The 11574-nt window shown below is 67.6% G+C and carries 10 protein-coding genes and 1 tRNA gene; 3 read left to right on the top strand and 8 right to left on the bottom strand.

All coding sequences use genetic code 11. The features are described 5' to 3' along the window. Nucleotides 1-89: 89 nt before the first annotated feature. The 4 genes from AC6CDK_RS16790 to AC6CDK_RS16775 form a co-directional block, all read right to left on the bottom strand. Entirely contained in the window at nt 90-518 is a 429-nt protein-coding gene (locus tag AC6CDK_RS16790; protein WP_192905561.1) for a surface-adhesin E family protein, read from the bottom strand. Between the two features lie 27 nt (nt 519-545). Continuing rightward, nucleotides 546-881 (bottom strand): c-type cytochrome, encoded by a 336-nt coding sequence (locus AC6CDK_RS16785; RefSeq protein ID WP_039643186.1) that lies wholly within the window; start codon nt 879-881, stop codon nt 546-548. Between the two features lie 113 nt (nt 882-994). Further along, on the bottom strand, nt 995-2176 hold the full coding sequence (locus AC6CDK_RS16780) for an MFS transporter (RefSeq protein WP_066357075.1): 1182 nt from the start codon (nt 2174-2176) through the stop codon (nt 995-997). Nucleotides 2177-2197: 21 nt separating this feature from the next. Then, nucleotides 2198-3685 (bottom strand): AAA family ATPase, encoded by a 1488-nt coding sequence (locus tag AC6CDK_RS16775; RefSeq protein WP_039643182.1) that lies wholly within the window; start codon nt 3683-3685, stop codon nt 2198-2200. 224 nt (nt 3686-3909) lie between these two features. Here AC6CDK_RS16775 and AC6CDK_RS16770 point away from each other — a divergent pair, with 224 nt between their 5' ends. After that, nucleotides 3910-4995, top strand: coding sequence for an SPM autocatalytic domain-containing protein (locus AC6CDK_RS16770; RefSeq protein WP_066357072.1), 1086 nt, complete (start codon nt 3910-3912; stop codon nt 4993-4995). Between the two features lie 83 nt (nt 4996-5078). Here AC6CDK_RS16770 and AC6CDK_RS16765 read toward each other — a convergent pair whose 3' ends face one another. Then, complete coding sequence (locus AC6CDK_RS16765; protein WP_010943376.1) at nt 5079-5267, bottom strand: hypothetical protein; 189 nt, start codon at nt 5265-5267, stop codon at nt 5079-5081. 139 nt (nt 5268-5406) lie between these two features. Here AC6CDK_RS16765 and AC6CDK_RS16760 point away from each other — a divergent pair, with 139 nt between their 5' ends. Next, on the top strand, nt 5407-5817 hold the full coding sequence (locus AC6CDK_RS16760) for an FmdB family zinc ribbon protein (RefSeq protein ID WP_226048390.1): 411 nt from the start codon (nt 5407-5409) through the stop codon (nt 5815-5817). A 58-nt stretch (nt 5818-5875) separates the two neighbouring features. On the opposite strand, the gene AC6CDK_RS16755 is transcribed toward AC6CDK_RS16760, so the two are convergent. The 3 genes from AC6CDK_RS16755 to uvrA form a co-directional block, all read right to left on the bottom strand. Then, nucleotides 5876-6445 (bottom strand): CheB methylesterase domain-containing protein, encoded by a 570-nt coding sequence (locus AC6CDK_RS16755; protein WP_039643176.1) that lies wholly within the window; start codon nt 6443-6445, stop codon nt 5876-5878. Then, nucleotides 6438-6833, bottom strand: a complete 396-nt coding sequence (locus AC6CDK_RS16750) for a response regulator (RefSeq protein WP_039643175.1) — start codon at nt 6831-6833, stop codon at nt 6438-6440. Before AC6CDK_RS16750 ends, AC6CDK_RS16755 begins: the two co-directional genes overlap by 8 nt. 74 nt (nt 6834-6907) lie before the next feature. After that, nucleotides 6908-9232 (bottom strand): excinuclease ABC subunit UvrA, encoded by a 2325-nt coding sequence (gene uvrA / locus AC6CDK_RS16745; RefSeq protein ID WP_496639925.1) that lies wholly within the window; start codon nt 9230-9232, stop codon nt 6908-6910. Between the two features lie 1373 nt (nt 9233-10605). On the opposite strand from uvrA, the gene AC6CDK_RS16740 reads away from it, so the two are divergent. Then, a tRNA-Arg gene (locus AC6CDK_RS16740) sits at nt 10606-10698 on the top strand. Nucleotides 10699-11574 lie beyond the last annotated feature (876 nt).

Genomic DNA, 11574 nt, shown 5'->3' with positions numbered 1-11574 from the left:
GAAAGCGGACCACGAAGTGAGGGGGGAAGCTACGGAAGAGGCGCGAAGCGGAGCCGGCCCGGACAGGCCGGCTCCGCTTCCGTTGTCAGCTATCGGCAGACGGCTTCCTGTAGAAGCCCCAGGCGGGTGAATTCATCGATCGCCTCCCAGTCGGTCTTGCCCGAGAGGTTGTACTCTTTGATGGGTTCAGCCTTGTCGTCGAAGTGGATGACCTTTTCCAGGCGGGATTTCGCTGCCTGGCAGTCGATGGTGTAGAGGAAGTGGGTATGGCTCAGGTCCTTGAACGCCGGAGGATTGCCCATGGTGTCGAGGGCGTCGGCCTTGCCCTCCTCGGAATAGATGGCCCTGGTCCAGACGGACACCATCCCCTCCTTGTCCCGGCTCACAGAGGACGAGTCATAGTAGAAGGTGGAGAGCATGGGGTCTTCGTCGAGCACCACCCACTCGGCGGCCAGCACGCTTCCCGCCGTCAACGCAAGGGCAGCGACGGCTGACAGCAGACGTCCGGTGATCGTCATGTCAGTATCCTTTCCCTGGCTTCCCGGTTACTTGAAGGTCTTGAGGATATACTCGGCCACGAGCTTGGCATCCTTGTCAGGGATCGCCTTGGCATCGAAGGCGCTCATGCCCGGCCCCGGATTCCTCATGGTCTTGACGATATCCTTCCAGGACGTGATCTTGTTGGCCTTCAGGGCCTCTTTGCCAAGGGGCTTCTGGGGATTCACGATATTGCCCCCCTCGGGATGGCACACGGCACAGTGCTGCTTGAACAGTTCTTCGCCGCGCTTCAGGTCCTTGTCGCCTTTACCCTTTGCGGACGCCACGCCGAACGACAGACCAACCGCCACCACGGCGGCGACTACTGCGATCGAATGTTTCATGTCGGGACCTCGTTTCCAGTTGAATTGTGCCTTCCGCGATGCCATGCGGGAAGTGCATCTGAATATTTGAACATGATAGATTGCCCGCGCCCGTTGTCAAGCGGGGTGCGCGGTCAGAAGGCCCGCGAATTCCGCTCCTCAGGCAGAGCCTCCCTCACCAGGGCGAGCAGCAGGACCGCCGCCAGGGCAGCCAGCCCCGCGCCAAAAAGGAATGCCGCCCCCTGCCCGGCCCTCTCCCAGATCAGGCCGAAGAGCACGCTGGCCGGCAGCGCCCCCACGCCCACGGCGAAATGGTACCAGCCGAAGGCGCCGCCCCGGGCCTCGGCGGGGACGAGATCGGCCACGAACGCCTTTTCGGTCCCTTCGGTCATGCCGTAGAAGGTGCCGTAGACGGCGAAGAGCAGCCAGCAGGCCGGCTCGGATGCGGCTGCGGCAAACCCCAGGTAGGAGAGGGCGTAGACTGCCCAGCCGGCAACGATGACCCGCCTGCGGCCGATCCGGTCCGACAGGGCGCCGAAGGGGGTGGACGCCAGCATCTTCACCAGGTGGAAGAAGGCCCACAGCAGCGGGATGCGCGCCGGTGGAACCCCCAACTGGCCCGCCCGCAGCAGCAGGAAGGCATCGGAGGAATTGCCCAGCGTGAACAGGACGAGGACGGCCAGGTACCGGCGGAGCCCGCCCCGGGGCACCGCCCCCAGAATGCTTCCGTCGCTGGTCCGTTTCCGCTCCACGTCGCGGACCCGCAGGATGATGAGGAGCACGGCCAGGAGCCCCGGCACGGCCGAGAGCCAGAACACGGTCCGCAGGTCCAGGGCGGCGCCGGCCAGGAGCAGGGTGGCGAGCAGGGGCCCCACGAGGGCTCCGGCATGGTCCATGGCCCGGTGAAAGCCGTAGGCCTTCCCCCGGACCGTGGAATCGGATGAATCGGCGATGAGGGCATCCCGGGGCGAGGTCCGCACCCCCTTCCCCACCCGGTCGGCGAAACGGACGGCCAGCACCGCGGCCGGCCCCGTGGCCGCGGCCACCAGGGGACGTGCCAGGCTCGACAGGGCGTACCCGGCCAGGACCAGCCCCTTGCGGCTTCTGGTCCGGTCGGACACGATGCCGGAGACGAGCTTCAGCAGCGCCGCGGTCGATTCGGCCACCCCTTCGATCACCCCGAGAAACGCAGGGCCTGCCCCGAGCACGGTGGTCAGGAAGAGGGGGAGCAGCGGATAGATCATCTCACTGGAGACGTCGGTCAGAAAGCTGACCATCCCCAGGATGAGCACGTTGCCGGAGATGCCTGAAAGCATGAAACGCCCCGAAATTGAAGATTAGAACTTGCCCGCCGCCGGCACGGCCCGCTTGAAGGCCCACGCCTCGATCTTCTTGATCTGCTCGGCCATGGTGACCGAGAGCGGCACGGTGCGGCTCACGGTAACGATGACGTCCTGCTGGGTCAGGGTGCGCCGGTCCGCCCGGGCCTCGAAGGCGGCGGAGAGCACCGCCTGTTCGATCTCGGCGCCGGAGAACCCCTTGGTGGAGCCGGCCAGGAGCGGCACGTCGAACCGCGCACTATCCGCCTTCTGCCGTGCCAGGTGAATGCGGAAGATATCCTCCCGGGCGCCGGCGTCCGGGAGCCCCACGTAGAAGATCTCGTCGAAGCGCCCCTTGCGGATGATCTCGGCCGGCAGCATTTCGATGGCATTGGCCGTGGCCGCCACGAAGACGGGCGCCCTCTTCTCCTGCATCCAGGTGAGGAATGACCCCAGCAGCCGCGATGCCGGCCCGCCCTCGGCCTTGAACCCCTGCACGGAGATCCCCGATTCGATCTCGTCGATCCAGAGCACGCAGGGGGCAACGGCCTCGGCGGTGCGGAATGCCTTGCGCAGGCTCGATTCAGGGGTGCCGAAACTGCCGTCGTAGACCGCGGCCATGTCGAGCCTGATGAGCGGCAGCCGCCACCGGGCCGCAATGGCCTTCACGAACAGGGACTTGCCGCAGCCGGCAATCCCCATCATGAGGATTCCCTTGGGCAGGGCCGCGCCCGAGGCGATGCTCTCCAGGCCGAAGGCCCGCTCGCGCCGCTCCATCCAGGCCTTCAGGTTCTCCATCCCCCCCACCTGCTCCGGCGCGGTATCGTTGGCCACGAACTCCATGATGCCGCTGCGGCGGATCACGGCCTGCTTGGTCTCGAACAAGGAGCGCACCATCTCGTGACCGGCAGCATCGGGGACGTTCCGCAGGGCCCGCACGCCCCGCTCGATGTCGACGAGGTCGAGCCCCTGGGCCGCCACCACCAGGTGATCCATAAGCCCGGGATGGCCGGAGCAAGCCGCGGCCAGCACCGGCTCGCGTCCCTTGAGCTGCTCCAGGAACGCGGTGATCTCCCCGATCCCCGGCAGGCCCTGGCCGAGCACGACGATATCCTCCCGCAGCTCCGCCGGCACCGACTCGTCCCTGGCCAGGACCACGGCCGCCTTCCCCCGGGCACGGACGGCGAATTCCTTCAGCTTGCGGATGACGTAGGGATTGTCGCTCCAGAACCAGGAAAGGTCCTTGAACAGGATCATCAGCGGTGCCGGGTGAGCCAAGGCATGATCCAGGGCCGCCACGGGGTCCACGGTGCCGGGCACCACCGTGCCGTCGCGGGTGAAGCCGTCGGTGCAGGTCCAGACCAGCGGTGAACCCGCCCCCTTGAGCCGGGCCGTCGCCTGCCCCACGATGGCCTCGGTGCGCCGCTCGTTGTCGGTCACCACGCACACCAGATTTGCCCCTGCCCCCATGAGCCGCACGAGCCCCTGTACGCTCAACTGTTCCATGTGCCCTCCCCGCAGCCGTGCGCGTCAGGACGGCAGCGGCCATTCAAGTGTACCGTACCATACCGCCCCGTAAATGATTTCTCAAGTCCGGCGGCATTTGTCCGATACGTTCAATGCGAGGCAGTATGCCAGGGAGCGGGACAGGGTTTCGGCAGGCCCGGACGGGCGGCGGGAACGGAACGGCGCGGCAGGCAGCCGCGCCCCAGGGACGAAAGGAGGCAGGGATGGTCATTGCGGGATCGGACGTCACCATGGGCAGCAGCCGCGTATCCATCGAACGGTACGAGCGGAAGGAGTCGCTGAAGATGTGGGTCGGCGACGAACGGCCGGATTTCGAAGGAGAAGGGCGGGGGATCGGCCTCGGCCCGGACCGGGTCGATCTCTCGGAGCGAAGCAGGGCGGCGGAGGCGCATGCCCGCAACGCGGAGAAGAAGCAGGCCGCGGAAGATACCGAAGAAACGGGGTGCGGCTGCGCCGAGGACACCCTGGAGCCCCGCCTGCGACTGCTGAAAGACCTGATCGAACAATTGACCGGCCGCTCGATCAGGGTCTTCGACATGGAAGAGGCGAAAAAGGCCGCCAACGCGACTGACGGAAAAGGAACCGCCCCGGCCGGCACCGGGGATGACGGGCGAGCCGGCTTCGGCATCGAGTACGATTTCTACGAATCGCGCTACGAATTCGAAAGCACCGCCTTTGCCGCGTCGGGAGTGATCCGGACCGCCGACGGCCAGGAAATCCGCTTCGACCTGGGAATGCTCATGGAGCGCGAGCACTTCAGCGAAACAAGCGTGAGCCTGAGAGCGGGCGATGCGGTGAAAAAGGACCCCCTGGTCATCAATTTCAACGGCACGGCAGCGGAACTGACTGATCTCCGTTTCTCCTTCGACCTGGATGCGGACGGCACCGCGGACCGGATCGCCTCCCTGGGCTCCGGCAGCGGCTACCTGGCCCTGGACCGCAACGGCGACGGCGTCGTGAACAACGGGAGCGAACTCTTCGGCCCCACCACCGGCGAGGGATTCGCCGAACTGGCCGCCTACGACGATGACGGCAATGGCTGGATCGACGAGCGGGACGCCGTCTTCAGCCAGCTCACGGTATGGACCGGCGCATCCGCCACCTCGGCCGGCACCCTGACCGGCCTGGCCCGGGCCGGGATCGGGGCCATCTATCTCGGCAACCAATCGACCCCCTTCGACCTGAAAGACGGCGACAACCAACTCCTCGGCTCGGTGCGAAGCACCGGCATCTTCGTGGGCGGGAAGGGATTTGTCGGCACCGTGCAGCAGATCGACCTGGCGGTGTAGCCTGCTCCGGCCCAACGCACGAGGGGCGCCGCTCCCGGGAGGACGGCGCCCCTTCTCTATGCTGCCGGACCGGACCACCGGCTTCAGAGGCCGGTCATCTCCTCAACCTTCAACTCCACATCGTCCATGTTGAGCCGGACCACCTTGCCCTTTTCCTCCTCGGCCCGGACGAGCCCGTCCTCCACCCATCCCAGGAGCTTCGCCCGCTCCACGCCGAACTTCGCTACGGCCTCTTCCACCGTGCACCATGCTTTGATCGTCTCGATGGTCATGGCAAACCTCCCTTCCAGGCATCGTCCTCTTCGTTAAGTATACCACCGGATTGGCCATTCATGCCCCCTTGATCTGGCGGCCGGAAATCATTAGCGTTCGTGCTGGGCGATCATGGAGCCCGCAACCAGGAGGCCCGTCATGCCGGTCTACGAATTCTACTGTGCCGACTGCCATACCGTTTTCAACTTCCTTGCCCGGCGGGTGGACACCACGGCGAGCCCGGCCTGCCCCCGGTGCGGCCGACCGGGGCTCGACCGGCGGGTATCGCGCTTCGCCATATCCCGGAACCGGCCGGACGAGCCCCTGGACGGGATGCCCGACCTGGACGAGGAACAGTTGGAACGGGCCATGAGGAGCCTTGCCGACGAAATGGAGGGACTGAACGAGGATGATCCGCGCCAGATGGCCCGCTTCATGCGGAAATTCCAGGAGGCCACGGGCATGAACCTGGGCCCGGCATTCGATGAGGCCATGGGGCGCCTGGAGGCGGACGAAGACCCGGAGACCCTGGAAGAGGAGATGGGCGATGAGGAGGCGGGAACCCCATGACCGACACCGGCCTGCCTCCCCGAGGCCGGCAAGCCCCTCGCTCAAGCGGCCCTGACCGCTACTCCCCGTTCACCAGACGTTCGATCAGCTTGCCCATCTTCACGTCGGGGAGCACGTAATCCACCGCCCCGGTGGCGATGGCGGAGCGGGGCATCCCGTACACCGACGCCGTTTCCCGGTCCTGGGCGATGGTGATCCCCCCGATCGACTTGATGTGACGGATCCCCTCGGCCCCGTCGTTCCCCATGCCGGTGAGCACGATCCCCACGAACACGTTGCTGCGGGACCGCTGCAGCGATTTCATGGTCACGTCGGCGGACGGCTGGACATAGTTCACCCGTGGGCCGCTGACCAGCATGATCCGGCGGTTTCCCTCCAGGGCCAGATGGCATCCGCCCGGGGCCAGGTAGACATGGCCCGTCCGGAGGTATTCACCGTCTTTGGCCAGGCTGACCGGCATGACGGACACCTTGGCCAGGCTCAGGGCCACCCGCTCGTCCATGCCGGGCTGGATGTGAAGAACCACGATAACGGCGGCTTCCAGCCGGGGCAGCGTGGAAAACAGCGTCTTGAGGGTGATGGGGCCGCCTGTGGAAACTCCGATGACAACGATATTGCCGTTAAACATGGGGAGCGGCTTCCTCCGCCAGGAGCAGGCGGTAGTGCTGGACGGCCTCGTACAGATGCCGGGGGTCGATGGGTTTGGCCAGGAAATCGCTGACATATTCCTGGAGCCCCTCCATCTGGCTGTCCGGCTCCCCGATGCCCGTGAGCATGATGATGACGTTCCCCTCGTAGAGCCCCCGCCGCACGATCTCGCGGATCGTGGCCCAGCCATTCATGCGCGGCATCATCACATCCATCAGGATGACCCCCCGGAATCCCGCCTCAAGCTGGGCGAGGCAATCTTCGCCGCCGGCAGCGGTCGTGATGGCGCCCCCCTTCACCCGGAACATGTCTTCCACGGCGGCCCTGACCATTGCCTCGTCGTCCACCAGCATCACCCGAACATCCATCGCACACCTCCCTGACCATGAAAAAACAGGGGGGCGGAACCGCCGGACGGCCCGGCCTCCCCATGACATTACCGCTACGCTGATGGACCGGCGCGCCGCCGCTCCCGCAAAAACTCCCCGAGAATCCTCCCCGTATGGGACACATCCCCCATGCGGGCCACTTCCTCCGGCGTTCCCCGGGCCACGATCCTCCCGCCGCCGTCACCCCCCTCGGGCCCCAGGTCCATGAGCCAGTCGGCCTCGGCGATCACGTCCAGGTTGTGCTCGATGACAATGACCGAGTTCCCCGCCTCCACCAGCCGGTGCAGGACCCGGACCAGCTTCTCCACGTCGGCCATGTGGAGGCCGATGGTGGGTTCGTCCAGGATGTAGAGGGAGTGGGGGGCGGTGCGGGGCGCCCGGAGCGCATCCTTCACCGGCTTTGCCTTGGCCAGCTCGGTAACGAGCTTGATCCGCTGGGCCTCGCCGCCGGAAAGGGTCGGGCTCTGCTGGCCCAGGGTCAGGTAGCCGAGCCCCACGTCCTGCAGGAGCTGGAGCGGGTGGAGGATCGACCGGTGGGCGGCGAAGAATTCCACTGCCTCGTCCACGCTCATGGCCAGGAGGTCGCCAATGGATTTACCCCGGTGGCGGACCATGAGGGTCTCGGGGGTGAAGCGCAGCCCCCCGCACACCTCGCACGCCACCTTCACGTCGGGGAGGAAGCTCATCTCGATGGTCTTCACCCCCTGCCCTTCGCACTCGTCGCACCGCCCCCCCTTCACGTTGAAGGAAAAGCGGGAGGGGCCGTACCCCCGCAGCCGCGCCTCGGTGGTGCCGGCGTAGAGTTTCCGGATGGCGTCCCAGAACCCCACGTAGGTGGCGGGGCAGGAGCGGGGCGTCTTGCCGATGGGGGTCTGGTCCACCTCCAGCACGCGGCTGAGCTGGTCCCAGCCCCGGATCTCCCGGCACCCCGCGGCGGCATGGGCTCCCCTGCCGTGGGCCAGAAGCCCCTGGAGCCCGGCGTGGAGAACGTTGCGCACCAGGGTGCTCTTGCCGCTCCCCGAGACGCCGGTCACGCAGACCAGACGCCGGAGCGGGAAGGACACGTCGATCTCCCGCAGGTTGTGAAGGGTGGCCCCCAGCACCTGGATGGCCGGTTCCTCCGGCGTCGGCGCAGGTCGCCGCTCCACCAGGGGATGGCGCAGGGGTTCGGCCAGGTAGCGCCCCGTGAGGGAGTCCGGGGCCGCCATGATCTGGTCCAGGGTCCCTTCGGCCACCACCAGGCCGCCGTTGACCCCGGCGCCGGGGCCCAGGTCGATGACGTGCTCGGCCCGGCGGATGGTTTCCTCGTCATGCTCCACCACCACGATGGTGTTCCCCTTCCCCTCCAGCTTCCTCAGGGTGTCCAGCAGCATCCGGTTGTCCCGGGGGTGGAGGCCGATGGTGGGCTCGTCCAGGATGTAGCAGACCCCCCGCAGGTTCGAGCCCAGCTGGGCCGCCAGCCTGATCCGCTGGGCCTCGCCGCCGGAAAGGGTCGGGGCCGCCCGATCGAGCGACAGGTACCCGAGCCCCACCTCGCCCAGGAAGGCAAGCCGCGTCGTGATCTCGGCCACGATATCGCGGGCGATGGCCGCCTCCCGCCCCTCAAGACCCAGTTCGGCGATAAAGGTGGCAGCCTGGATCACGGTGAGGGCCGTCAGCTCGGCAATATTCCGGTCTCGGAAACGGACCGCCAGGGCCTCGGGGTTGAGCCGGGCGCCGCGGCAGGCGGAGCAGGTCCGCTCATCCCCCTCGAACCACTCGTTCCACCAGATCTCCTCGCCGGTCTGCTCCGCGTCGAAGCCGGGAATCTCCAGCCCCGTGCCGAAGCAACGGGGGCACCAGCCGTGGCGGGAGTTGTAGGAGAAGAGGCGCGGGTCGGGCTCGGGGAAGCTCTGGCCGCAGGAGGTGCAGGCCCTGAGCGTCGAAAAGAGTAACTCCGCTTTCGATTGGCTGCCGGCGTCGGCTTGCGCCACCGCCACCCGCACCACCCCCTTGCCGAAGGCCAGGGCCCGGTCGAGAAGCTGCCGCAGTTCCCCCTCCCCTTTGGCCGACACGGTGATCTCCCCCACCGGCAGGTCGATGTCGTGCTCCCGGAACCGGTCGAGGCGTGGCCAGGGCTCCACCGGGGTCATGACGCCATCCACCCGCAGGTGCGTGAAGCCCTTGCCCGCGGCCCACGTGGCCAGGTCGGTGTAGTACCCCTTCCGGGCCGTTACCAGCGTTGCCAGGAGCGCCACCCGCTTCCCCCTGAACTCCCGCAGGAGCCGGGCCGCGATGGCGTCCGGGGTCTGGGGGGTGATGGGAATGCCGCAGTCGGGGCAGTGCTGGACCCCGAGCTTCACAAAGAGGAGCCGGAGGAAGTGGTAGATCTCCGTCATGGTTGCCACGGTGCTCTTGCGCCCGCCCCGGCTCGTCCGCTGCTCGATGGCCACCGTGGGCGGGATGCCGAGGACCGCGTCCACGTCGGGGCGGGCAGCGGGCTGGACGAACTGGCGGGCGTAGGCGTTGAGGGATTCCAGGTAGCGCCGCTGCCCCTCGGCAAAGAGGATGTCGAAGGCCACAGTGGACTTGCCGCTCCCCGAGATGCCGGTGATGACCGTGAAGCGGTCACGGGGCACGGCGATGGTGACATTCTTCAGGTTGTGCTCCCGGGCATGGACGATGCGGATGGACCGGTCCGGCACCACGGCGGGGAGCGCCTCCGCCGCCGGCTGCGTCGATGCCCGCACCAGGGCGGCCAGTTCCTCCCCGTACTCCTGCAGGGCTCGACCGGTATGGCTTTCCGGGCACGCCATCACCTGGGCCGGTGTCCCGGCGCAGACCACCCGCCCCCCGGCATCGCCCCCCTCGGGGCCCAGGTCGATCAGCCAGTCCGCGGCGCTGATCACGTCCAGGTTGTGCTCGATCACCACCAGGGAGTCCCCGGCCTCCAGCAGCCGGCGAAAGGCGGCCAGGAGCCGGGCGATGTCCTCGAAATGGAGGCCGGTGGTGGGCTCGTCGAACAGGAAGAGGTTCCCCGCCCCCGTGCGTTTCCGTCCCCCCACTTCGGCCAGGTGGCCGGCGAGCTTCAGGCGCTGGGCCTCACCGCCGGAAAGGGTCGGCACCGGCTGGCCCAGGCGGAGGTAGCCGAGCCCCACGGCCTCCAGGGGCTCCAGGCGCCGGAGCACCTCCCGCTGATCGGCGAAGAAGGCCACCGCCTCGGTCACGGTCATCTCCAGCACATCCGCGATGGACAGGGGGCGCCCGCCCCCTCCCGGCACGAGCCGCACCTCCAGCACCTCGGGCCGGTAGCGACGGCCGTCGCAGTCGGGGCAGCGCAGGTAGACGTCGGAGAGGAACTGCATCTCCACGTGCTCGAAGCCGTTGCCGCCGCAGGAAGGGCAGCGGCCGGTGCCGGCGTTGAAGCTGAACGTGCCGGTGGTATAGCCCCGCTCCTTGGCCAGGGGCTCGGCGGCGAAGAGCTTGCGGATGGCGTCGAAGGCCCCCACGTAGCTGGCCGGATTCGATCGCGTCGTTTTGCCGATGGGGGACTGGTCGACCAATACGACGTCGCCGATCAGCTCCGCACCACGGATGGCAGTGTGCGCCCCCGGCGGCTCGGTCGGTTTCCCTTTCAGCTTCAGAAGCCCCCGGTGGAGCACATCCTGCACCAGGGTCGACTTGCCCGAGCCGGAAACGCCGGTGATGCAGACGAGACGGTTCAGGGGAATGCGGACGTCGATCCCCGTGAGGTTGTGAGCGGCGGCGCCGAGGACTTCGAGGGCGGAGTGGCCGGTCGACTCCCCCCTTTGCGAAAGGGGAGCCGGGGGGGATTTCGTTCCCACTTCAAATCCCCCTGAATCCGCCGTTCGCAAAGGGGGACTTTCTGCAACCCGTCGCTCCCCCGCCAGATACTGGCCGGTCAGCGACCGCTTCTCCCCCAGGATCGCCCCCGGCGTCCCAAAGAAAACCACCTCTCCCCCCCGCTCCCCCGGCCCCGGACCCATGTCCAGCAGCCGGTCGGCGGCGAGCATCACCTGGGGGTCGTGCTCCACCACCAGCAGGGTGTTGCCCGCGTCCCGCAACTGCCACAGCACGCCGATCACCCGCCCCATGTCCCGGGGGTGGAGGCCGATGGAGGGTTCATCCAGCACGAAGAGGGTATTGACGAGGGAGGTCCCCAGGGCCGTGGTCAGGTTGATCCGCTGAACCTCGCCCCCGGACAGGGTACGCGACTGGCGGTCCAGGGTGAGGTAGCCGAGCCCCACCTCCCCCAGGTAGCCGAGGCGGGCGCGAATCTCCCGCAGAAGGAGCTCCGCCGCCTCGTCCAGGGGGGCCGGCAGCGCCAGGCCGCCGAAAAACGACGAGCAGCGTTCCAGGGGCAGGAGCATGACATCGTGGATGGTGAGGCCGGGGAGGTGGCGTAGAACCTCATCGGGCAACGCCAGCCCCCGGGGGCGGAACCGCGCTTCCGGCGGCAGGACCCGGTCGGCCTCATCCTTTGTCCCGAGCCGCCACAGGAGCGCATCGGGGGAGAGCCGCGCCCCCCCGCAGGCGGGGCAGAGGGTGTAGGCCCGGTACTTGGAGAGGAGGACCCGGATGTGCATCTTGTAGCTCTTGGTTTCGAGCCAGTCGAAAAAGCGTCGCACACCGTACCAGAGCCCGTCCTCCCAGGAGCCCTCCCCCTCGATCACCCACTGGCGCTGCTCCGCTGTCAGCTCCCGCCAGGGCACGTTCACGG

The organism is Geobacter sp. PheSNFMC (assembly GCF_059620965.1).
This window is presented reverse-complemented; position numbering and strand designations above follow the sequence as displayed.

Coding starts and splice junctions, on each gene's coding strand:
- AC6CDK_RS16765 (WP_010943376.1), bottom strand. CDS start 5,267: ATGACCATCGAGACGATCAAAGCATGGTGCACGGTGGAAGAGGCCGTA.
- AC6CDK_RS16750 (WP_039643175.1), bottom strand. CDS start 6,833: ATGGATGTTCGGGTGATGCTGGTGGACGACGAGGCAATGGTCAGGGCC.
- AC6CDK_RS16780 (WP_066357075.1), bottom strand. CDS start 2,176: ATGCTTTCAGGCATCTCCGGCAACGTGCTCATCCTGGGGATGGTCAGC.
- AC6CDK_RS16770 (WP_066357072.1), top strand. CDS start 3,910: ATGGTCATTGCGGGATCGGACGTCACCATGGGCAGCAGCCGCGTATCC.
- AC6CDK_RS16760 (WP_226048390.1), top strand. CDS start 5,407: ATGCCGGTCTACGAATTCTACTGTGCCGACTGCCATACCGTTTTCAAC.
- AC6CDK_RS16775 (WP_039643182.1), bottom strand. CDS start 3,685: ATGGAACAGTTGAGCGTACAGGGGCTCGTGCGGCTCATGGGGGCAGGG.
- AC6CDK_RS16755 (WP_039643176.1), bottom strand. CDS start 6,445: ATGTTTAACGGCAATATCGTTGTCATCGGAGTTTCCACAGGCGGCCCC.
- AC6CDK_RS16785 (WP_039643186.1), bottom strand. CDS start 881: ATGAAACATTCGATCGCAGTAGTCGCCGCCGTGGTGGCGGTTGGTCTG.
- AC6CDK_RS16790 (WP_192905561.1), bottom strand. CDS start 518: ATGACGATCACCGGACGTCTGCTGTCAGCCGTCGCTGCCCTTGCGTTG.
- uvrA (WP_496639925.1), bottom strand. CDS start 9,232: ATGACGGAGATCTACCACTTCCTCCGGCTCCTCTTTGTGAAGCTCGGG.